At 26.9% G+C, this 24,031-nt stretch carries 23 protein-coding genes; 3 read left to right on the top strand and 20 right to left on the bottom strand.

The features are described from left to right. Nucleotides 1-147: 147 nt before the first annotated feature. The 8 genes from rplA to VJI77_RS05870 form a co-directional block, all read right to left on the bottom strand. Nucleotides 148-843 (bottom strand): 50S ribosomal protein L1, encoded by a 696-nt coding sequence (gene rplA, locus VJI77_RS05905; protein WP_009372290.1) that lies wholly within the window; start codon nt 841-843, stop codon nt 148-150. A gap of 43 nt (nt 844-886) precedes the next feature. Then, nucleotides 887-1,312: a 50S ribosomal protein L11 gene (gene rplK / locus VJI77_RS05900; protein ID WP_293440624.1), complete on the bottom strand. Its 426-nt coding sequence runs from the start codon at nt 1,310-1,312 to the stop codon at nt 887-889. Between the two features lie 100 nt (nt 1,313-1,412). Then, a complete protein-coding gene (gene nusG / locus VJI77_RS05895) occupies nt 1,413-1,952 on the bottom strand; it encodes a transcription termination/antitermination protein NusG (RefSeq protein ID WP_009372483.1) in 540 nt (179 codons plus the stop codon). Between the two features lie 33 nt (nt 1,953-1,985). Further along, nucleotides 1,986-2,192 (bottom strand): preprotein translocase subunit SecE, encoded by a 207-nt coding sequence (secE, locus tag VJI77_RS05890; RefSeq protein ID WP_009354239.1) that lies wholly within the window; start codon nt 2,190-2,192, stop codon nt 1,986-1,988. A gap of 22 nt (nt 2,193-2,214) precedes the next feature. Continuing rightward, nucleotides 2,215-2,364, bottom strand: coding sequence for a 50S ribosomal protein L33 (rpmG, locus tag VJI77_RS05885; protein ID WP_009372623.1), 150 nt, complete (start codon nt 2,362-2,364; stop codon nt 2,215-2,217). Nucleotides 2,365-2,526: 162 nt separating this feature from the next. Beyond that, nucleotides 2,527-3,306: a uridine phosphorylase gene (udp, locus tag VJI77_RS05880; RefSeq protein ID WP_009372352.1), complete on the bottom strand. Its 780-nt coding sequence runs from the start codon at nt 3,304-3,306 to the stop codon at nt 2,527-2,529. Continuing rightward, on the bottom strand, nt 3,307-4,146 hold the full coding sequence (gene rsmI / locus VJI77_RS05875) for a 16S rRNA (cytidine(1402)-2'-O)-methyltransferase (RefSeq protein ID WP_323988715.1): 840 nt from the start codon (nt 4,144-4,146) through the stop codon (nt 3,307-3,309). Further along, a complete protein-coding gene (locus VJI77_RS05870; protein WP_323988714.1) occupies nt 4,130-4,849 on the bottom strand; it encodes a tRNA1(Val) (adenine(37)-N6)-methyltransferase in 720 nt (239 codons plus the stop codon). The genes rsmI and VJI77_RS05870 overlap by 17 nt, the downstream gene beginning before the upstream one ends. Before the next feature lie 82 nt (nt 4,850-4,931). Here VJI77_RS05870 and VJI77_RS05865 point away from each other — a divergent pair, with 82 nt between their 5' ends. After that, nucleotides 4,932-6,779, top strand: a complete 1,848-nt coding sequence (locus VJI77_RS05865; RefSeq protein ID WP_323988713.1) for an ATP-dependent helicase — start codon at nt 4,932-4,934, stop codon at nt 6,777-6,779. Between the two features lie 32 nt (nt 6,780-6,811). On the opposite strand, the gene VJI77_RS05860 is transcribed toward VJI77_RS05865, so the two are convergent. The 10 genes from VJI77_RS05860 to VJI77_RS05815 all read right to left on the bottom strand — a co-directional run bounded on the left by VJI77_RS05860 (nt 6,812) and on the right by VJI77_RS05815 (nt 20,373). Continuing rightward, nucleotides 6,812-8,551 carry a flavocytochrome c gene (locus VJI77_RS05860; protein WP_323988712.1) on the bottom strand — a complete coding sequence of 580 codons (1,740 nt, stop codon included), beginning with the start codon at nt 8,549-8,551 and terminating at the stop codon, nt 6,812-6,814. Between the two features lie 81 nt (nt 8,552-8,632). After that, the gene (gene dusB / locus VJI77_RS05855; RefSeq protein ID WP_323988710.1) at nt 8,633-9,583 is read right to left on the bottom strand and encodes a tRNA dihydrouridine synthase DusB; all 951 of its coding nucleotides are present in this window, start codon (nt 9,581-9,583) and stop codon (nt 8,633-8,635) included. Nucleotide 9,584: 1 nt separating this feature from the next. Beyond that, nucleotides 9,585-10,364: a type III pantothenate kinase gene (locus VJI77_RS05850; protein ID WP_293440641.1), complete on the bottom strand. Its 780-nt coding sequence runs from the start codon at nt 10,362-10,364 to the stop codon at nt 9,585-9,587. A gap of 177 nt (nt 10,365-10,541) precedes the next feature. Next, nucleotides 10,542-11,006, bottom strand: a complete 465-nt coding sequence (locus VJI77_RS05845; protein ID WP_293440643.1) for a hypothetical protein — start codon at nt 11,004-11,006, stop codon at nt 10,542-10,544. Nucleotides 11,007-11,141: 135 nt separating this feature from the next. Continuing rightward, nucleotides 11,142-12,746, bottom strand: a complete 1,605-nt coding sequence (locus tag VJI77_RS05840; RefSeq protein ID WP_323988709.1) for a CTP synthase — start codon at nt 12,744-12,746, stop codon at nt 11,142-11,144. Between the two features lie 9 nt (nt 12,747-12,755). Next, on the bottom strand, nt 12,756-14,831 hold the full coding sequence (locus tag VJI77_RS05835) for a glutamine synthetase III (protein WP_323988708.1): 2,076 nt from the start codon (nt 14,829-14,831) through the stop codon (nt 12,756-12,758). 169 nt (nt 14,832-15,000) lie between these two features. Beyond that, on the bottom strand, nt 15,001-16,260 hold the full coding sequence (locus tag VJI77_RS05830) for a Glu/Leu/Phe/Val family dehydrogenase (RefSeq protein WP_323988707.1): 1,260 nt from the start codon (nt 16,258-16,260) through the stop codon (nt 15,001-15,003). 9 nt (nt 16,261-16,269) lie between these two features. Beyond that, nucleotides 16,270-18,165 (bottom strand): ABC-F family ATP-binding cassette domain-containing protein, encoded by a 1,896-nt coding sequence (locus VJI77_RS05825; protein WP_323988706.1) that lies wholly within the window; start codon nt 18,163-18,165, stop codon nt 16,270-16,272. 11 nt (nt 18,166-18,176) lie between these two features. Beyond that, on the bottom strand, nt 18,177-19,346 hold the full coding sequence (locus VJI77_RS05820) for an O-antigen ligase family protein (RefSeq protein ID WP_323988704.1): 1,170 nt from the start codon (nt 19,344-19,346) through the stop codon (nt 18,177-18,179). 379 nt (nt 19,347-19,725) lie between these two features. Then, nucleotides 19,726-20,373 (bottom strand): redox-sensing transcriptional repressor Rex, encoded by a 648-nt coding sequence (locus tag VJI77_RS05815; RefSeq protein ID WP_009372487.1) that lies wholly within the window; start codon nt 20,371-20,373, stop codon nt 19,726-19,728. 265 nt (nt 20,374-20,638) lie between these two features. Here VJI77_RS05815 and VJI77_RS05810 point away from each other — a divergent pair, with 265 nt between their 5' ends. Together VJI77_RS05810 and VJI77_RS05805 are read left to right on the top strand one after the other, a co-directional pair. Beyond that, a complete protein-coding gene (locus VJI77_RS05810) occupies nt 20,639-21,280 on the top strand; it encodes a Crp/Fnr family transcriptional regulator (RefSeq protein ID WP_323988702.1) in 642 nt (213 codons plus the stop codon). A gap of 240 nt (nt 21,281-21,520) precedes the next feature. Continuing rightward, nucleotides 21,521-21,940: a nuclear transport factor 2 family protein gene (locus tag VJI77_RS05805; protein ID WP_029950574.1), complete on the top strand. Its 420-nt coding sequence runs from the start codon at nt 21,521-21,523 to the stop codon at nt 21,938-21,940. A gap of 148 nt (nt 21,941-22,088) precedes the next feature. Here the strand turns inward: VJI77_RS05805 and VJI77_RS05800 are convergent, their stop codons facing one another. Both VJI77_RS05800 and VJI77_RS05795 read right to left on the bottom strand, forming a co-directional pair. Next, entirely contained in the window at nt 22,089-22,550 is a 462-nt protein-coding gene (locus tag VJI77_RS05800) for a flavodoxin (RefSeq protein ID WP_004833201.1), read from the bottom strand. 135 nt (nt 22,551-22,685) lie between these two features. Beyond that, complete coding sequence (locus VJI77_RS05795; RefSeq protein ID WP_323988700.1) at nt 22,686-23,894, bottom strand: diaminopropionate ammonia-lyase; 1,209 nt, start codon at nt 23,892-23,894, stop codon at nt 22,686-22,688. Nucleotides 23,895-24,031 lie beyond the last annotated feature (137 nt).

The following is a 24,031-nucleotide window of genomic DNA, read 5'->3' as shown; positions in this document are numbered from 1 at the left end:
TGATGCTTCGCATCAGGTGGGTACCCGGGAACCTTGTTGTTTCACAATAATAACCCCACCCTTCCATGATGCTTCGCTTCAGATGGGTACCCGAGAACCTTGTTGTTTCACAATAAAAAAGACACCTTATGGTGTCTAAATTATTAATTATTCTCCTAATTTAGTAGAAGCTAATTTTATTCCAGGTCCCATTGTAGTTGCAATAGAAACTGATTTTAAATATTTTCCTTTAGCTGCTGATGGTTTAGCTTTTATAATAGCAGTAATTATAGTTCTTAAATTTTCTTCTATTTTTTCAGCTCCAAAAGAAACTTTTCCTACTGGACAGTGAACAATATTAGCTTTATCAACTCTGTATTCAACCTTACCAGCTTTAATTTCTTTAACTGCGTTAGCAATGTCAAATGTAACTGTTCCTGATTTAGGGTTTGGCATTAAACCTTTAGGTCCTAAAACTTTACCAATTCTACCAACAACACCCATCATATCTGGAGTTGCTACTATTACATCAAAATCAAACCAGTTTTCAGTTTGAATTTTTTGAATAAGATCATCTGCTCCAACATAATCTGCCCCAGCATCTTTAGCTTCTTGAACTTTATTTTCTTTACATAAAACTAAAACTCTTAAAGTTTTACCAGTTCCATGAGGTAATACTACTGTACCTCTAACTTGTTGATCAGCGTGTCTTGAATCAACACCTAATTTAACATGTAATTCAACTGTTTCATCAAATTTTGCAGTTGAAGTTTTTACAGCTAACTCACATGCTTCTTTTAAATCATATAAGTTTGTTTTATCTATTAATTTTAAACTTTCTAAATATTTTCTACCTTTTTTCATTTATATCCTCCTTGTGGTGTTCGCTTTTTGCTCCCACGTAATATTACTCTTCTACAGTTATTCCCATACTTCTAGCAGTACCTTTAACCATGCTTATAGCCGCTTCAATAGTGGCAGCATTCAAGTCAGGCATTTTCATTTCTGCAATTTCTCTAACTTGTTCTTTAGTTAAATTACCAACTTTAGTTTTGTTTGGTACTTTTGATCCTGATTCGATACCTAATTTTTTCTTAATTAATACTGGTACCGGTGGAGTCTTTGTAATGAATGTAAATGATCTATCTTGGTAAACAGTCAATACAACTGGAATAATTAATCCAGCTTGGTCAGCTGTCTTTGCGTTAAATTCTTTTGTAAATTGCATTATATTTACACCATGAGGTCCAAGTGCAGTACCTACTGGTGGAGCAGGAGTCGCCTTTCCTGCTGGAATTTGTAATTTTACTAATGCTTGTACTTTTTTAGCCATTTTATAGTTCCTCCTTAAAAACTAATGTGGTTTTCGGGTGCTAAAACCCTCCCACTCTCGTATATCTCTGTTTTGAATGTTTTTCAAATTATTTTCAAATTTAATTTTTTATTACGTCACTAAAATCCAATTCAGCAAGCGTATCTCTTCCAAATAAAGAAACGAAAGCTTTTAATTTACCATTTTCGTGAGATACTTCTATTACTTTTGCAGTTAAGTCCTTAAATGCTCCATCTATAATTGTAATAGAATCTCCTTCATTAATTTCCACATCATTATATGGTTTTGCAGAAACACCTAATGTTTCTACTTCTTTTTCAGATAGTGGTACAGGTTTATTACCTGACCCTACAAATCCAGTCACCCCTCTAGTATTTCTAACTAAATACCATGAGATATCTGTTATTATCATTTTAACTAAAACATATCCAGGAAATAATTGTTTTTCTTTAATTTTTCCAGTTTCTGTTTCTTCTTTAACCGTTGGAACAACAACTTCAAATATATCAATGTCATTTCCACGATTTACAACTAACTTTTCGATATTAGCCTTTACTTTGTTTTCATGCCCTGAATATGTATGTACTACATACCATTTAGCTTCTTTTTCTTTAATATCCTTTAATTCTTCTGTTGTCATATAAGCGGACTAAAGTCCTTCCCTCCTTCATAATTAATGGATAATTAAACCTAACAATTTTTTTAATACATTATCCAATCCCCAAATTATAGCTGAACTAATTATAGAAATCGTAACTACTGCAAGGCTATAATAAAAAACACTTTTTTTAGAAGGCCATACTATTTTCTTAAATTCATGACGAACTCCACGCATAAAGCTAGTTTTCTTTTGTTTTTGATCAGTAGTTTTTGTTGTCATACTACTCTCCTCCAATCTCTAACTATTTTGTTTCTCTGTGAAGAGTGTGTTTTTTACAAAACTTACAATACTTATTCAATTCAATTCTGTTAGTTGTAACTTTTTTGTTCTTTTTAGTATTGTAATTTCTATTTTTACATTCTGTACATGCCAACACAACTTTATCTCTCATAGAAACACCTCCTTGAAAGCTAAATTTGAACATAATTATACATTATATTACTCATAAGATAATAACACAAAGTAAATCAATTGTCAAGCAATTTAGAGCATTTATTATTAACTTTATTTTTTAAAAATAAGTAAATTCTTAAATTTATAAAGTCTATCTATATTATCTATTATCTCTATCTTTTTTAATAAGATTTCTAAGAGCAAGTATTGCTGTTTTTATTGCTCTATCTGTATCTTCTATTACATTATTAGAAAGATTTTGTTTAACTCTTTCTTGATTGTTTACAACCAAAAATATTGAACCTGCTCTAGTATTCAAATAACTTGATACTATAAATAATGCTGCTGATTCCATTTCACTTGCCTTTGTATGAAGTCTTTTCCAAGCTTCCCATTTATTTAATAATTCATAGCTTACCGGTTTAGTTTCAGGTTGATGTTGTCCATAGAATGCATCTTTACATTGCACCACTCCAACATGATATTTTTGATTTGTTTCAATACAAGCATTTGAAAGTTCATTTACGATATTAAAATCAGCAACTGCAGGAAATTCTATTGGTGCATATTCTTTTGAAGTTCCTTCCATTCTTATTGCTCCAGTTGCTACTACCAAATCTCCAGCTTCAACATCTAATTCAATTCCACCACAAGTACCAACTCTTATAAATGTATCTGCGCCGATTTTATGCAATTCTTCAACAGCTATTGATGTACTTGCTCCACCAATTCCTGTACTTGTTACAGAAACTTTTTCTCCTTCTAAAAATCCTGTATATGTTACATATTCTCTATTATCTGCAACTAAAACCGCATCATCAAAATATTTAGCGATTAATTTACATCTTTTTGGATCTCCTGGTAAAATTACATATCTTCCAACATCTCCCGCTTTCATATCAATATGATATTGTTTTTCTTTTAATAATTGTTGTGACATTTATTTTTCCTCCTCGTTTTCTAAATTCAATACTAATTCATACGCTTCATTTTTTGAAATATTATAATTATTTTTTAGCAATTTTACAATGTCCTTAGTGCTATATCCATCATCTTTTAATTTTAATATCTCTTTTTTTATATCAATATCCACTCTCTCATCAGATATTTTTTCTATTATAAGAACTATCTCTCCTTTTACTCCTTTTTCAGAATAATATGAAATAATTTCTTCTAAATTTCCTCTTTTGTACTCTTCAAATAACTTTGTTAGTTCTCTACATACACATACATTTATATTTCCAAATAAAGAATATAAAAATTTTAATGTTTTTAAAAGTCTATGTGGACTTTCATAGAATATTCCTGTAACTTTCATATTTTTAAAACTTTGAAAATATTTTTTACGTTCCGAATCCGTTTTAGGAACAAATCCCATATATACAAAACTTGTCGCATCAAATCCGCTACCACAAATTCCATTTATCAACGCACATGCTCCGGGTAAAATTTCATAAGATATATCTCTTTTTATAACTTCCTGTAAAATCACAAAGCCAGGATCATTTATTATCGGCATTCCTGCATCTGAAATTACAGAAACAATTTTTCCATCTTCTATATTATTTATTATTTCTTCAATTCTCTCGCTCTCATTAAATTTATGATATGATACTAATTTAGTATTTATATTATGAAATTTTAATAAGTTTGAGCTGTTTCTGGTATCTTCACAATAAATTATATCACTTTTCTCTAAAACTTCCAATGCTCTAAGTGTTATATCTTTCATATTACCAATAGGTGTTGGAATAAAATAAATATTAGAAATTCTGTCCATAATATATCTCCTTAATCTTATCAGTATATTCTCCATTTTTATTATAAATATAAATATTATTTTCAACCAATAAATTACTATTTCCGTTTTTAACTAGCTCAACCATAAACAGATGTGGCTTTTTATCTATATTTGTAGAAATAAATTGAATTCTTTTAGGCTCTAATCTAAATTTTCTCGATTCACTTAAAACATCAACCAAACGTTCCATACTGTAAATCAAAAAAACTTTTCCTGAAGATTTTAGTTTTTTATATGAAAAATCTAAAATATCTTCAAGTTTAAGTGCATATTCATATCTTGAAATCAAAAAATTCTCATCTTCATTTAATATTCCAGTATTCATTTTTTTATATGGAGGATTTGAGACAATATAATCAACAGATGAATTTTCAAAATCGTTATAACATTCTTTTAAATCTTTATTTAAAAGGACAACATTTTTTAGTTTATTTTCAACAATACTATGCTCAATAAGCTTTGCATTTTCATTTTGTATTTCTATAAGATATACAGTTTTTAAATTATTTAAAAAATTAATTCTAAAGCCTACTATTCCAGTTCCTGATCCGATATCAATTAATATCTTATCTTTTTTCACTTTTGAAAAATAGGATAGCAAAATTGAATCAATATTGAAAGAAAATTTATTCTTATTTGTAAATATAACACCTTTGGTGTTAGGAATATAATGTTTGTCCATATAATAACCTCCGTCCTATATTTTACCATAAATATGCTTTAAAAGGAATTATTTTTATGATAGAATATACTAAGGTGATTATATGAATTTTACGAATCAACAAGTTGATGCCATTAAACATTTTGAAGGTCCAGCTTTAATTTTAGCAGTTCCGGGTTCAGGCAAGACAACTGTATTATTAAATAGAATTTTAAATTTGATTAACAATCATAATATAGATCCAAGTAAAATTATTTCTATTACTTTCAGCAAATCTCAAGGAATTGATATGGAAAAGAGATTTTTAGCTCAAAATCCTGAATTCAGAGGAAAAATTACTTTTAAAACAATTCATGCTTTTTGTTATGAAATAGTTAGAAATTATATGAAAGTAAAAAACATCAAAAAAACTTTAATTGAAGGAAATAACGAATTCAATAGAATTTTAATTTTAAAAAGAGTGTATTACCAAAAAAACTATAAAAAACTTTCTGATGAAGAAATAAATGACTTCTTTTCAATTTATGACTTTACAAAAAATAAAATGTACGATTTTGAAGGCTATATAAGAAAAAATCATTTTATTTCAAATCGTTCTTTAATGTTAAAACTGTATAATTTATATGATGAAATAAAAATTCAAAATAATTTTATGGATTTTAATGATTTGCTCATTTTGGCTAATGAATATATTTCAACAGATAAAAAACTTTTAAAAGCTTTAAAAAATAGATATGAATTTTTTCAAATTGATGAAGGTCAAGATACCTCAACATTACAATTTGAAATCATCAGAAAGATTGTATTTCCTGAAAATAATGTCTTTATAGTAGCAGATGATGATCAGTCAATTTATAGTTTTAGAGGTGCAAGTCCTGAAAACTTATTAAATTTTAAAAATATTTATCCGAATTCAAAAATATTTTTTATGGATAAAAATTTTCGTTCTACAAAAAATATAATAAAAATAAGCAATAAAATAATTCAAGGAAATAAAATTAGATATGAAAAAACTTCTAAACATACAACTGAAGAAAGTTCACAAATAATGCTATTTAAAGTCAAAAATTCAACTATTCAAGCAAGAGAATTGTTAAAAAGAATTTCTGAAATAAATCCTAATGAAACAATTGGAGTTTTGTATCGTAATAATATATCTTCGCTATATATAGCGGACATATTAAAAAATAATGATATTGATTTTTTTGTAAAAGAAAATAAATTCGACTTTTATTCGAACCGAATATTAAATGATGTAAAAAATATCCTTTTATTTTCTGAAGATACTTCAGACTTGGAAGCTTTTAAAAGAATTTATTTTAAACTTAATGCCTATATAAAAAAGGACTTCATCGCTAAATTGGAATATAAGCCTTATAATCAATGTGTTTTGGAAAGTCTACTAGACTTGGATGAGTTAAATGATTTTTATATAAACAAATTTACATCTTTAAGAAATGATTTTAAAAGATTAAAAAAAATGAAAATGAAAGATAAAATTGATTGTATTCTCTATGATATAGGATATGGGGATTATTTGGATAATTTTAATGACTTTTCCAATCTAAATTATAATCTAATATTTGACTTGATAAAATATTTATCCAAAGATTTAAAAACTTTTGATGAATTTATAGAAAAACTGGATAAATTAAAAGAATGTCTTAAAAATGCCTCAAGATCAAAATCTAATATTTCAATTTCAACAATACATTCTGCAAAAGGTTTAGAATATGATAATGTATTTATTATTGATTTAATTGATGGAGAATTTCCACAAAAGAGTGTGTTAAACTCTTTTGACGAAAAATTATTAGAAGAAGAGAGAAGATTATTCTATGTTGCAATGACTAGGGCAAGAAAAAGATTATTTTTGTTTACTATAAAAGAAAGAAACAATTTACCTGTTGAACCTTCAATTTTCTACAATGAATTAAAAAACAAATATTAAAAAAGGAGCCACGCTCCTTTTTTATGTGTAAATTATTTGTTTTTTGCTGCATTAGTTCCTGCTATAATTCCAAAAACCGTAATATCTGCTATTGAGACGGAACCAAGTCTATTATTACCATGAATTCCACCAGTTGTCTCTCCTGCAGCGTATAATCCCTTTATAATATTTCCATTTTTATCCAACACACTTGCATCTTTATTTATCTTAAGTCCACCCATTGTATGATGAACAGCAGGAACGGCTTTTAAACAGTAGAAAGGTGCTTTATCTATTTTAAAACCTAATCTTCTAAGATTGAATAATGTATCTTTTCCATTTTTTGAATCTTCATTAAATTTATTTATTGTTGCTTTTAAATTTTCCTTATCTATTCCAAAAAAGTCAGCCATTTCATCAATTGAATTTACCTTACAAAGTTTTTTACCCTCTATCAAATTATTATATTCGACTTCATGAGTAGGTAAAATATTTGATTTTTTCATTGACTCTTCGTCCCAAATTTGATATGCAACACTATCTGTTTGAGCCTTAATTCCCATTGAAATTTCTCTTCTAGTACCCAACTCTTCAACAAATCTTTTTCCTTCTTTGTTTACGAGTATTGCTCCACCAACAAGTCTTGTGTCTCCGGTATATAAAAGTTTACCTGTCTCAACATCACAAACAGGATATAACTGAATTTTATCTAAATCTACAACATCAGCTCCAATAGCTTGTGCCATTTTTATCCCATCACCTGTTGAACCTGCAGAATTTGTTGAAAGAATTTTATCATCAATTTCTTTATCATTATCATAAAGCATTTTTTTGTTTGCTCCAAAACCACCTGTTGTTAAAACAACGGATTTCGCATTAACTATCAATTCTCCAGTCTTTATTTTAGCCTTAACTCCAGTAACTACATTATCTTTCGTGATAAGTTCATAGGCATTAGTCTCTGTTAAAATTTCTATTCCCAATTCCTCAGCTTTAGCTTGCAATTTGTTTATCAATTCTTTTCCAGATTGACCTTTAGGAATTAAAGACCTCTTAACTGAATGACCTCCAAAAAACATAAGTTCATCTGTCCACTCAACATTAACATCATCTCTTAACCATTTTGCACCATCAAGTGCATTATTAGCTAAAACATCTATAAGTTCTTTATCTCCTCCAGCTTTTTCAACATCTTTTTTAAATAAGTCTATACTGTCCTTTATATTTTCCTTTTCTTGTAACCAATTCATTGGAGCTGCATATTCAGCACCTGAAATTAAAGTATTTCCACCGATTATTGGTAACTTTTCTAAAATTACGACATTAGCTCCAGATTCTTTGGCTTTAATTGCAGATATTAATCCTGCCCCTCCTGAACCAACAACAACTACATCAACATTTATTTCTTTAGTTTCAAATTTTTCATTAGTAGTAGGGTTGTTTTTAAGAATTTTTTTATAATCGAGTCCGGATTTGTTTATAGCATCTGCAAGAGCGTTTATAAAAGCTTTTGAAGAATAAGTTGCACCTGTTATTTCATCTAAATTTAGATCTCCTGAATTAACTTTTTCAATCAATTTTTCAATAGCAAGTTTCCCTACATCTTCAGTTTCAACACTTTCCTTTAATGATACTTTTTTTATTTTATTATTTTCAAAACTTACATCAATAACAACATCTCCATTATGTCCTCTAGCTTTTCCCTCGTATGTTCCATTTACTGCAGATTTACAAGAATTTAAAAATAATACAAAAACAAGTAAAAATGATAAGGCTTTAAATAATTTTTTCATAATATCCTCCAAATCTTACAAAATTATTATACTGAGATTAAATTTCTCCTTATGTTTATTATGTATATTGTAATTGTAATCTTAATTAAAATTATTTTTATATTCATTTAATACATCAAAAATTTCGTTAATATCAGTTAAAGTATTTATAGTATTTTTCACCTTGTTTGAATCTTTAAAACCTTTTAAATACCATAAAATATTTTTTCTCATTTCTCTTATTGCTATTCTTTCTGGTTTAAATTCCAACTCCAGTTTATAATGCCTTTTTATAGTATCAATAACTTCTTCCAAAGTTGGAGATGAGTATTTTTTTGTTAAATTATAATCCTTAATTTGTTTAAAAATAAATGGATTCCCAAGAGAATGCCTTCCAATTGCAACTGCATCAGCTCCGGTTTCTTCTTTCATTCTTACATAATCTTCAACGCTACAAACATCTCCATTTCCAACTACTTTTATAGGAACATGATTTTTCAAAGTTTTTATAGCATTCCAATCAGCCTTTCCTGAATAAAACATTTCTCTTGTTCTTGCATGTAATGTAATCATATAAGCTCCAGCTTCAACAATAGCATCAGCAACTTCTAAAAAGTTTTTGTTTTTTTCATCAAAACCCAATCTAATTTTAACACTTACGGGAACTTTAGAATTTTTCACCATAGTTGAAACAATACTTTTAACCTTTTTGGGTTCTTTCATCAAGTAACTTCCCTCATGATTTTTAACAATTTTTGGAGCAGGGCATCCTAAATTCAAATCAAGTTGATAAATATCATCTCTTTTATTAAACCTATTTTGGATTATTTCTGCCATAATATTTTCATCACTTCCAAATACTTGTAATCCAACAGGTCCTTCTCTTTTGTCAATATAAGTTATAATTGAAGTTTTGTCATTATCATAATATAATCCTTTTATAGAAACCATCTCAGTAAAAGTTAAACTCGCTCCCATTTCACTAGCTAAAATTCTATATGCAACATCGCTAACTCCTGCAAGTGGAGCTAAAAAAATATCTCCATCAAGCATACTATAACCCCTTTTTCATCTTATAGATTTCAAGCATTCCATCAAGAGTAAGTTTCTTATCTATAATATTAATCTTATCTATATCTTTGGTAATTAAGCTGGAATATCCACCTGTTGCAACAACTTTTAACTTAGAAACATCAAAATTCATCTCTTTTACAATTTCATCAATCAACTTTTCAATAAGTCCAATATATCCAATTACCATACCAACTCTAATATTATCCATTGTATTTTTAGCTACAATTCTTTCAGGTTTATAAAGTTCTACTCTTGGAAGTTTTGCAGTTTTTAAAAAAAGTGCTTCTGATGAAATTCCAATTCCTGGAATTATAGCTCCACCTTGATAAACTGAATTTTCATCAACTACATCAAAAGTAATAGCTGTTCCAATATCTATAATTATCAAAGGAACTCCATATTTTTTAATTCCTGCAACTGAATTTACTATTCTATCTGCTCCAATTGTTTTTGGATTATCGTGATTTATTTTTATTCCCAAATCACAATTATCATCAATAATTATTGGTTTTAAATTAAAATATTTTTTTATAGCATTTTCAATTGAATGCATAACATCAGGAACAACTGATGCTACAACAACATCGTCAATTTCAGATTTTTTAATATCGTTAGCATGTAATATTTCTGTAATTGACATTGCATATTCATCACTTGTTTTATTTTTTATCGTATTAAGTCTAAAATCACAAATTAGTGAATATCCTTCATAAACACCTAATACGATATTTGTATTACCAACATCTATAACTAATAACATATTTTTCTCCAAATCATTAATAATTTTTTTCAATTACTTATTTCATTCTAATTTTAACATTTTTTATATTTTATTACAATTATTTTATATATAAATTTTCAATTCCTGGTCTATTTCAACAAAAAAACGATTAAGAAGAAATCTTAATCGTCAAAATCTTATAAAATAAATATTAAATTACAATCCACGTTTGAAGAATTTACGGAATTCAGAAACTTCAGCAACACTTTGTGAAATTGATACTTTATATTTTGCACCGTTTACAAATCCTGGCTCAAATGTTATAGGTTCAAATTGATAATGTACATTTTCTTTATCAGCAACACAATAACCTACAAATGTTTTTATTGTTGCTCCATTTTCTTTATTAAAGAATTCTGGTTCTCCATATTCTGATAATGTAGCATTTACATCAATTATAACAACTTCTCCCTCTTTATATCCTACAATAAAATTACTATGTTTTGTAACTTTTACAACAACAGCATTAGTCTCATTTTGCATATGACAGTAAATTAACTTATATTCGTCGCCGTTTTCTACACAAGAATTGAAAATTTCACGCATCCTTGCCTTATTTTTTTTGTTATCCTCATCACTTGCTCCTGTTATAGCTTTTTTAACAATATCAAATAATCCCACTATTATTTCCTCCTATATTAATATCATTATTAAAAATTTTTTCACTAAAATTATATCATTTTACAAAACACATGTCTATATCAGCATATAAAAAAGTAAGGAACAAATAAAAATCTGTTTCTTACTTAATATTAACTACTTATTTTTATTTTTTATAGATGCCTTTATAAATCCGTCAAATAATGGATGAACTTTATTTGGTCTTGATTTGAATTCAGGATGGAATTGACAAGCAACAAAATAATCACTGCCAGTATATTCTATAATTTCTACTAAATCAAGTTCAGGATTTATCCCAGAGAAAATAACCCCTGCCTTTTCTAGTTCTTCTCTGTATTTATTATTAAATTCATATCTATGTCTATGTCTTTCTTGAATAATTTCAGAATTATAAAGTTCTCTAGCTTTAGTATTTTTTAAAAGTTTACAATCATAATTCCCAAGTCTTAAAGTTCCACCAATATTTTCAACATCAAATTGATTTTCCATCAAATCTATAACAGGATATTTTGTAGTATCATCTTTTTCAGTTGAATCTGCTCCTTCAAGATTTGCAACATTTCTAGCTATATCTATAATAGCGATTTGCATTCCAAGACAAATACCAAAATAAGGAATATTATTTTCTCTTGCATATTTACTTGTTGCAATCATTCCTTCAATACCTCTTCCTCCAAATCCACCTGGAACAATAATTCCATCAAGCCCTTTAAATACTTCTTTGGCATTTTCTTCAGTAACTTCTTCAGAATATATCCAATGAATATTAATCTTATGAGCATTTTTATATCCTGCATCTATTAACGCTTGAGAGACTGAAAGATAAGCATCATGAAGTTGAACATATTTGCCAACAAGTCCAATTTCTAATTCAGTTTTTACATTTTTATAAGAATCAATCATTTCTTTCCAATTATTCTTTATTATTGGATTTCCTTCAAGGCAAAGTTTATGCAAAACATAATCATCTAAACCTTGTTCATGTAATCTAACAGGAACTTCATAAATAAAATCAACATTTTCAGATTGAACAATTGCACTCTTTGGAACATCACAAAAAAGACTGATTTTATTTTTTATTTCATCAGAAATTTTTTCAGGACTTCTAACAACTATTATATTTGTCTTAATTCCTTGACTCATAAGCTCCTTAAAAGAATGTTGAGTTGGCTTAGTTTTTAATTCATCTGATCCCGGTATAGTAGGTACCAAAGTAGTATGAATAAATAAAACATCTTCTTTTTTATTTTCCGCATGAATTTGTCTAATTGCTTCAATGAAAGGTAATGATTCAATATCTCCGACTGTACCACCAATTTCAGTTATTATTATATCAGCTTTACTTTCCTCAGCAGCCTTATAAACATATCCCTTTATTCTATCAGTAATATGTGGAATAACTTGAACAGTTGCCCCGTTATAATCTCCTCTACGTTCCTTTTGAATTACTTCACTATAAATTCTTCCAGTAGTAACATTACTTCTTTGAGTAAGCTCTTCATCAATAAATCTTTCATAATGTCCTAAATCCAAATCTGTTTCAGCTCCATCTTTTGTTACAAAAACTTCTCCATGTTGATAAGGACTCATAGTACCCGGGTCAACATTAATATAAGGATCAAATTTTTGCATAAAAACACTAAAACCTCTGTCCTTTAAAAGTCTTCCCAAACTTGCCCCACAGATTCCTTTACCAATCCCTGAAACTACTCCTCCGGTAATAAAAATAAATTTACTCATTACATCCTCCTAATTTAATACTCTAAACATTTCTTCATAAGTTGGTATATTCCAATTTTCTCTTGAAACATTTGATTCAATTTCATCACTTATTTTCCTAATTTCTTCTATTTTTCTAGGAACGAATTTATGTAAACTTATTACTTCTTCAATTCCATTTTTATTTTTTATTGTTTTTTCAAATTCATTAAATTCATCAAGTTTCACAAATAATCCCTCAAGCAAATTATTTAGTTTGTTAATTCTCTCATTTAGTTTAACATTTTTTACTCTTTCATTCAAATTTATTTCAAAATTAAGTTCTTGTATACAAGATGGAATGACATCTTTATTAATCATATTAATTAATGTTTTCATCTCTAGCAAATAAGTATTCTTTATATCTTCAATGCAAACATCATAAACTGCACCTAATTCTAAATAATTTAAAATACCATTTTTCAAAAGAACATCATACTCTTTTGATTCTTTTGCACTTAATATTGCTTCTAAATATGTTCTATTATTTTTAAGTCCTCTTCTTTCTGCTTCTTCAATCCATTCTTTTGAGTAATTATCGCCAGAAAATAAAATTCTTTCACTTTCAACAAAGATTTCTTTTAGAATATTTTTGCAAGCCACAATTCTTTCAGACTTATCATTAATATTTTCAACTTTCTGTAAAATATTTTTAAGCTCTGAAGCAACTATTGTATTTAAAATTATGTTACAATCTGCTGCACTTTGCATTGAACCTAACATTCTAAACTCAAATTTTCCATCAGTATAAGCAAAAGGTGATGTTCTATTTCTATCATCAGTATCTCTTGGTGCAAATTCCAGATTACTAATATTAAAATCATTTAATTTTATTGGATTTTTAACTTCCATATCTAAAATATCACATAATACATTTTCAATTTCATTTCCTAAATAAACAGATACTATTGATGGTGGAGCTTCGTCTCCTCCAAGTCTTAAATCATTTCTAACGCTTGAAGATGAAACTCTAAGTAATGAAGAATATTTATTTACAGCTGAGACTGTAGAAATCATAAATATAGCAAAAAGTAGTCTCTCTACTTCATCATCTTTTTTTGGTAGTTTAAATAAATTTTTACCATAGTTTGTAACCAAAGACCAATTATTATGTTTTCCACTTCCATTTACATTTTTAAATGGCTTTTCATGTAATAAACAGACAAGATTATGCTCATAAGCTGTTTTTCTTAAAACTTCCATAACAATTTGATTATTATCAACAGAAACATTTACTGTATCATATAAAATTGCAACTTCAAACTGACCAGGAGCAACTTCATTATGTTCGGTTTTAGAATTAATACCTAAATCCTCTAATTTTTTATTTATACTATTATAGTAATTCATAACTCTTTTAGGAATTGAACCAAAATAATGCTGTAATAACTCTTGATCCTTAGGTGGCATTTCACCGATTAATGTTCTTCCCGTATTTATAAGGTCAACTCTCTGTTCATAGAATTTCCTATCAATCAAGAAAAATTCTTGTTCTAAGCCAACTTTTATTCTAACTCTAAAAATCTTTTCATCTGAAAATAAATTATATAAAGCAGTAGCTTGTTTTGATAAAAAGTCCATACTTTTTAAAAGTGGAGCTTTTTTATCCAAACTTATACCATCAAAAGAAACAAATATTGATGGAATATATAAAATATTATCCATAATAAAAGCATTAGCAGTACAATCCCAATATGTATAACCTCTAGCTTCAAAAGTTGATCTCATTCCTCCATTTGGAAAAGATGAAGCATCTGGCTCACTCTTTAAAAGTTCCTCTCCTGAAAATCTAACTATAGGTAAATTTTCACTTGATTTACTTATAAAACTCTCATGTTTTTTTGCAGTATTACCATTCAACGGTTGAAACCAATGACAATAATGTGTTGCTCCCTTTTCTATAGCCCACTCTTTCATTGCATGCGCAATTATATCGGCACTGTCTTTATCCAAAAGTTCTTCTTTTCTGATAGCATTCTTCCATTTTAAATATACAGGATACGGCAGTTTTCTTTTCATTGCACTTTTATTAAAAGTAAATTTTCCAAAATCATCAATTCTGCTCATAAATTCCTCCTATAAAAAAATTGGTCTTCTTTTTACCTCTAAATAGAGAAAAAAAAAACCAATTTACAAAATTTTTTATTTATTAAACTATATTATTACCTAACTTATATTAATATAATAAAATATTTTTTTGATTATGTCAAGTACCTAAATATAATAATTATATTTTTTAAATTCTAGATCTTAACTTTAATATCTTATAAAGTCTTAAAACTGAATAAATATAAGAAGCAAGTCTCATTGTTACATCATATTTATCTTTTATCTTCATTATTTCATTATAAGCAAGTAGCATTTTATACTCTACTTTATTTAAAACATCATCTTCTGTCATATCAATTCCCGAAATATTTTGTACCCATTCATAGTAAGAAGCTATAACACCACCTGAATTTGCTAGAATATCTGGAATTACTTCAATATTTTTTTGACTTAATATTCTATCGGCAAGATAATTAACAGGACCATTAGCTCCTTCAACAATTAATTTAGCTCTTATTTTTTGAGCTTCTTCTTCTGTAATTGAATTTTCTAAAGCACAAGGTATAAGTACATCTACATCTAAAGAATAAAATTGATCTATTGAAATATGTTTAGAACCCTTAAAATCATATAATGTATGATTTTTTGAAAAATAATCAATTAGTTCAAAAACATTAAATCCATTCTCATTATATATGGTGTAAACACCATGTTCATTATCAAATTCTGAAACTGCTAAAATATTTCCACCCATTCTTGCTAAATGTTTCGCAGTATTAGAACCTACATTTCCGAAACCTTGAATTGCAATTTTTGAATCTCTTATATTAATACCTAATTTATTTAAGGATTCTCTAGTCATAACAGCAACTCCAACTCCTGTTGCCTCTTTTCTTCCAAAAGATCCCCCAAAGCCTAACGCTTTTCCGGTAAAAGTTGCTAGAGTATTATTACCGGTTAATTTTATATATTCATCTAACATCCAAGCCATAATTTTTTCGTTTGTATTTACATCAGGTGCTGGAATATCAAATCTATCTCCAATATATTTATAAAGCTCTTTAACATATCCTCTTGATAGTTTTTCAAGCTCATTTTCAGATAATTCATTTACATCTACTATTATTCCACCTTTTCCACCGCCAAAAGGCAAATGAGTAGCTGAACATTTTAAACTCATCCAAATAGATAAAGCTTTAACTTCATCCCCATTTACACTTTGATGAAATCTGATACCTCCTTTATATGGGCCCATAACATCGCAATGTTGAGAACGATAACCTTTGAAAATTCTAAATTTTCCATTATCCATTTTTACAGGTATATTTATTTCTATAGTTCTTTCTGGTTCCTTTAAAAGATTATAAACACTTTCATCTAAATCTAAAACTTCACAAGATTTTTTTAAAATCATTTGAACATTTTCTAACGGATTAACACTATTCATACTATTCTCCTACAAGTAATTTTCCCATTCTAAATATAAATTTTCCTTTTCTTCTATCAATTCAGACAAATCTTTACTAAGTTTTAAAAATTTATCTTTATCATTAAAAATTTCTGGATTTTGAATATCTCTATTACAAGTTTCAATTTTGTCTTCTATTTCAAAAATTTTATCTTCAATTTCCTTCAATTTTTGTTTTTTAGCTCTTTCTTGTCTTTCTAATTCTCTTTTCTTCTTTTTTTCTTTCTCAATTTCTGTCTTTGAGATTATCTTTTCTTCTATTTCATTTTTTTCATTTAACTTTTCTAAAAAGTAATCATAATTCCCATAATATTCTGTTATTTTACTATCCTCTAATAACCAAATTTTATTTACAACTTTATTTAAAAAATACCTATCATGCGAAATAGTGAGAACTGTTCCAGAATAATCTACAATTGCTTTTTCTAAAACCTCTTTACTTTCAATATCTAAATGATTCGTTGGTTCATCAAGAAGTAAAAAGTTAGATTTCGACAACATTAGTTTTAAAAGTTCAAGCCTTGCTCTTTCTCCACCACTTAATTCTCCAACAGATTTAAATAAATCTTCATCAAAAAAGTTAAACTTTGCAAGATGACTTCTAACTTCAAAATTATTCATTTTTGGATAGGCATCCCAAAATTCATCCATAACTGTATTTTGATTACTTAAAGTTTTTTGCTCCTGATCGTAATACCCAATTGATACTCTAGCACCTAAATCACATTTTCCTTTTAAAGCCTCAAGATTATTACAAATTATTTTGAATAAAGTTGTTTTACCAACTCCATTCTTTCCAACAAGACCAATTTTATCTCCTTTATAGATATTTAAATTTATATTATTAAATAAAATTTTATCATTAAATCCCATTGTCAAATCTGAAATATCCAAAACATCTTTTCCAGACTCAACTTCTGGAACTAGTTTTAATCTCATTGAATTTTTATAAATTTCTGGATTTTCAATCAAATCCATTTTATCAAGAAGTCTGCGTCTTGAACTTGCCTGCTTTATAAATCTATTATTTCCATAATTTTCAAATCTTTGAATAATTTCTTTCTGCCTAGAAATCTCTTTTTGTTGTTTTTCATAAAGATGTCTATTAATTTCAAAATCTTTTTCACGTCTTGAAATATATTCATCATATCCACAATTAAAAACCTTTAATTTCTTATTCTCTATTGAAAAAATCCTGTTACAAACAGCATTTAAAAAATACCTATCATGAGAAACAATAAGGCAGCTTCCTTTATATTCTCTTAGATAAGACTCTAAAAACTGAATAGATTCTATATCTAAGTGATTTGTTGGTTCATCAAGTAAAATCAAATTTGACGGTTTAAGTAAAATTTTTGCTAAATGTAATCTACTTTTTTGCCCACCACTCAAATTATTAACTGATTTAGAAAAGTCTTCCTCTAAAAAACCAAGTCCAAACAAAACTCCTCTAACTTTTGAATTATAAGAATATCCATTATTTTCTTCAAAATAATGTCTTTTACTTTCATATATATCAAAAAGTTTGTGGATTTCTTCTTCACTCAATTCCTTATTACCCATTTCAATCTCTAATTCTCTTATCTCTTTTTCAAGAAAAATAATATCTTCAAAAACTTCTAGGCATTCCTCGAAAACTGATTTATCACTAGTATAAGAAATATTTTGTTTTAAAATAGATAGATTTACATTTTTTGCAAAATTTACTTCTCCACTATCAGCAGATAAATCTTTAATTAAAAGGTTAAATAATGTAGTTTTGCCACTTCCATTATCTCCTACTATTCCAACTTTATCTCTGCTAGAAATTGAAAAAGTCACATTTTCTAATATATTTTCACTTAAAAACGACTTAGTTAAGCCATTAACACTCAAAACAATCATAAAACACCTTTTTAGAAAATAAATTTAGATTCAAAGTTACTAACTTTTCCAACCGCTAGTAATACACTAAAATAAATATAAGCAGTTTGATGCCATAGGATTGTAACATCCAACATTCCATGCAAAACAACTACAACAGTTAAAGCTATTATGAGTCTAAATAAATTTCTTTTTCTTATACTATATACTTGCTTAACTATTCCTACAAAAAGAGGTGAAATTACCAAAATACCGACAATACCAAAATTAATTAACACATCTAAAGCTATGTTATGAGCATGGTTTGCCGGGTGAGTTACCCAAGTTGCATTTTGATAAGCCATTGGACCACTACCAAACAAGAAAGTTTGTTTAAATAGTTTAATAGCATTATCCCAAATTTCTTTCCTTGTTCCAAGAGAATTTCCTATAAATTCATATCTTGGAAAAATCCTATTAGAAAAAATCATAAGTATTACTATGATCACTGTAAAAATTCCAAGAAAAGCAAAAACTTTTTTATTATTTTTCGTTAAGGAAAGCACCAAAGTTGCAATCAAAATTGTTGGTAATGCAGTTCTATTTTCTGTCAAAAACAGAACTATAAATGCAAGTGTACTTACACACAAAAAATACAGTCTATTATTTTTATTTTTATTTGATAAAAAATAATACATTGCTATTATAATTATGAATTCACAAATTGTAGCATAGTAATTCGTATTAAAAAATGACGATACTGGTCTATGCAAAGCCATATATTCTATAAATTCATACATCTTTAAATCCATACTAAACTTACTATATAGTACTGAAAGAATTGTCAAAATAAAACAAAATATTGAAACAATCATATACAGATTAATAATCCTTGAAAATAACTTTCTATTTATAACAGATCTATAGTACATAAAAAACATAGCAAATTCAAATATAATTATTGATACTCCAATACCATATAAATTATGTTTAAACACTGAAACTACGAATATTAGTAGTGTAAATGATAAAACATTTTTAACATATGGAGTTCCTTTTAATATAGGAATAATTTTACCACTAACTATTAAATAGAAAAATAGAGCATTAAAAGCGAATATTAAAAAATAAAATGGTAAAAACACTGTAAATGAAACTATTAATATTAATAGTTCATCTAAATTTAGCCCATATTTTTCTAAAATACCATCAATATAATTCATATATCTTAAGCCTTTCATAAGCCATTTTATCAATATTATTAAATTGAAATACCTTATAACTTAACTAATTATAAAAGTTAAAGATATAAATAAATTAATATTATTTCAAAAAAATTTTAAATTTATTGTATTATTATAGCCTTAGCATTAAAATACAATATAATTATTCTTTGCAATTAAGATTTAAAAAAGAGAAATTTTAAAGATTATTTTTAACATATAAATTGTCACAAAAACAATCATTTAATGACCATTCCCTCAAATAAAACTTATTTCAATTATAGCATAAAACAAAAAAAAATAAAACTCTTAAAAAAGAGTTTTATTGTATACTCATAAAAAATCAAGGTTTTTGAACACACCTTGATATAATATAGTTCTATCTTACTCCTGGATAATCCTTTAAACTATTCATATAGTAAGTAAGAGTTAATAAACTTCCATCTAAATGAACATTTTCAAGCACAACATTTCTTGGTAATTTCAAATCAATTGGTGCAAAATTCCAAATTCCTTTTATACCACAAGCAACTAGTTTATCAGTTATTTCTTGTGCAGGTCTTGCAGGAATCGCTAAAATTGCAATATCAACTTTTTCTCTAGTTACAACTTCTTCTAATTCTGAAATATCTTTAACAACAACATCATTTTGTTTACTTCCAATAATATCTGATGAGTTATCAAAAATTCCTACAACCTTAAAGCCTTTTTTTCTAAATCCACTATAGTTTAACAATGCACTACCAATATTACCAAAACCAATAATAACTACATTATAAGGCTTATCAACACCCATAATTTTTTCCAATTCAATTTTTAACTCTTCTACATTGTATCCATAGCCTTGTTGACCGAATGCACCAAAGTGATTCAAATCTTGTCTAATTTGTGATGCAGTTAAACCTGTAATTTTACTTAATTCTTGAGAAGATACTCTAATTATTCCCTTATCTCCAATAAGTTCAAGGTATCTATAATATTTAGGTAAACGTTTTATAACTGCAACAGAAATTTTATCGTCTAACATAATAAACCTCCTACCATTTTTGTTTTCATTTAATTTTATTAATATGTAAAATCTAAAACGTACTCTCGTTTTAAGTATTATAACACCTATTCAAATTTATTGCAATATTTTTTACAATGTTTTTTAGAATGTATAACTATTTTTTTCAAACTTTGTCAGTTTATAGCAACCATATTAAATAATTATTAATAAATTATAAACAAAATATATTGAAAAATGTAAAAAAAAGTTCTAAAATATAATTAATAAATTTTAGGAGGTAAACTTGAATAACTTTGAAATAATAAAAGAATGTCCAATATTTAAGGACTTTTCAATAGATGAAATAATAGAAATATTTTCAGTAGTATCTTTTTACGAAAAAAATTATAAAAAAAATGATATAATTCTAGCTGAAAATACAAAAGTAGAATATTTTGGAATAATTACAAATGGAAGAATTGCAGTTTCTAATTTCGATTATTTTGGAAATAGAAATATTTTAAATGTTTTTGAAAAAGGAGATTCATTTGGCGAAGCCTTAGTTTCATTAGAAACGAAAATTCCTCACGAAATAATTTCTCTAACAAGTTCTTCTGTAATTTGGATTGAGTATAGTAGTTTATCTAATTCTCAATATTACCAAAAAATTCTAAATAATTTTTTAACGATAATCTCTATGAAAAATTTAATTTTAAACAAAAAATTACAAATCTTGTCAAAAAGAACTACGAGAGAAAAAATATTAGAATATCTTTCAAATCAAAAAAAGCAACTATCATTAGATAGTAACTTTGAAATAAATCTAAATAGAAATGAAATGGCTGATTACCTTGCACTTGATAGAAGTAATCTTTCTAGAGAGCTTGGAAAATTAAAAAAAGAAGGAATAATAGACTTTGAAAAAAACAAATTTAAACTATTATAAAAACATTGTATATTAATAAATTAAAACTGACTTTAATAAATTTAAAATAATTTTTTGAAGGTCAGTTTTTAAATATAAAAATAATAGAAAAATTATTCTGTGAAAACATATAGGAAATAATGACTGTTATAAGTAAAAATGAATACTATAAAACTATATGTAAATGTGTTATAATGATAAAAACATTCTTTTAATTGTGTTTATTTAATTGATTGAGAATTGCTTATATGGTGGTGTATGATGAATAAAAAAGAAAAAATAATTCAACTATGGTTTGATATGTGGATAAAACAAAAAGATTTAGGAATAGATGAAATTTTTACAGAAGATGTTATTTACACAGAAAGTTGGAGCCCCAAATATGAAAATCGTGAAACAGTAAAATTATGGTTTAATGAATGGAATAATCGTGGAATGGTAATAGATTGGACAATTAAACAATTTTTTCATAAAGGTAATCAAACTATTGTAGAATGGTATTTTAAGAATAAAATGAATAATGGAAGTATCGAAGATTTTGACGGAATTTCTCTTATTGTATGGACTGATGATAATAAAATAAAAGAATTAAAAGAATTCGGCTGTAATCGAAACAACTATAATCCTTATCAAAATGGAAAAATACCAAAATTTAGGGATGAAAAAACAAATTGGTTTTAATCATTTCCGACTCAAATAATTAAGAATAATTTAAAAGGAATGTCTCTTATTAATTATGGATTACATTCCTTTAATAATTTTTGTATTTTTAAATCCAGTTCAATTAAATGACTGTATTTTTTTATTTTAAGTATCAAAAGCATACATACTATAATTCTTTAACTTTTTCAATCCATTTATTAAAGTTTGTTTTAAATATTATTGCCTTACTATATGGAAGACATAGTTCTGCCTTCCCAATATATTCTTTAAGTGTGTTAAGAGTTGTCTTAACATTAGTAGATCCAGATGTTGAAAAAGGAACCACCTTTTTACCATTTAAATTATAATTCTTTAAATAATCTAATACAATCATTGGTGGTTTACTAAACCAAATTGGATATCCCACTAAAACAACATCAATATCAGAAATATCTACAACTGGTGCTACATATTTAGCTGTTATATCCTTCTTTTTTTCATCTCTCGCTCTTCCAATAGCTTTAAAATATGAACCATAAGAAACTTCAGGTTCAATACTTATAATATCACAACCAAGATTTTTTTGGATTTTCATTGCAACATTTTTAGTCTTACCACTATTTGAATAGTAGAAAATAATAGCTTTCATATTTTTCACCCTACTTTCTGTTAAAATCATTTGTTTATAGAAAAATTTTTCATTTTTTTCTTATATATAAATGTAATGAATTTATACCCAAAATAATAATGATATTATTCAATTAGTAATTTAAAAATTAGTTTATTATTTAATAGTTCCTTCTATAACTCTTCTATAATTTTCCGGATCAGTATCTCCTTCTGTATTAATCAAAAGAATAACAGAATTTTCATCTATTTTCATTTTTTTCTTCATCTCTTCCATAGAAGGTTCTGCCAAAACTCCAAGTAATGCACCCATTGTTGAAGCACCTGATTCTCCAGAAATAATTTTTAAATCTTCTCCTTTATTAAAGGCGTAGGCTCTCATTCCATCAACTGCCATTTCATCAGAACCTGAAATATAAAAATCAGTATAATTCCAAATAATAGGCCAGATAAGACTACAAACAGATCCACAATTCAATCCTGCCATAATGGTCGTTGGAGCTCCTCCTACAGAATAAGATTTACCATCTCCTATCTCTGCAGAACGATAAATACAATCTGCAACATTTGACTCCACAATAGTAAATATAGGTTTATTATTTTTATAATGTTCTACAAAATATGCAATCATTCCTCCAGCCATTGAACCAACTCCTGCCTGTAAAAAAATATGTGTAGGAATTACATTTAATTTTTCTAATTCTTCAGTGATTTCATAAGCCATTGTAAGATACCCTTGAATAATCCAAGTAGGAATTTTTTCATATCCATCCCAAGAAGTATCTTGAATTAATATCCAACCATATTTTTTACTCATTTCTAAAGCATATTTAACAGTATCATCATAACTTAAATCTGTAATCTCTACTTTTGCAGGACCAACTTTACGAATTGCTTCTGCACGAACTTCCGCTGTTTCATAAGGCATATATACATGAGCTTTACATCCAAATAATCCTGATGCCCAAGAAACACCTCTACCATGATTTCCGTCAGTACATGTTACAAATTCAATCTGTTCAAGTCTTTTTCTATACTTATCAGATAACAAATCATTCAAACTTGTAGTATCAGGGTTAAGATTTAATTCATCACATAAAATTCTAAACATCGCATAACTTCCACCAAGTCCTTTAAATGCATTTAGTGAAAAACGCTTTGATTCATCTTTTACATAAATGGCACCAACATTCAACTTTGAAGCTAAATTAGTAAGACAAATTAGTGGAGTTTTCTTGTATTCCTCAATTTGCTTATGAAATTTCAATACAGACTTCGCCTGTTCTTCTCCATATAATTTTATATCCAATTCCTTTTTTGTATTTGAACTTTCAAGAACTTTTATCTTTTTAAATTTACTATCCATTTTAAAATCTCCTTTCAAAATGTATTCACTATTTTATATAAATTACTTTTAAGCATTATTATATTTTTTATTATATCCCAAAATATTAATAATATCAACAAAATATAAAAATGTACTTTCTAAGCATTAAAAAAGCT

Source organism: Parvimonas sp. D2 (assembly GCF_035282635.1).
Lineage (GTDB): Bacteria > Bacillota > Clostridia > Tissierellales > Peptoniphilaceae > Parvimonas.
This window is presented reverse-complemented; position numbering and strand designations above follow the sequence as displayed.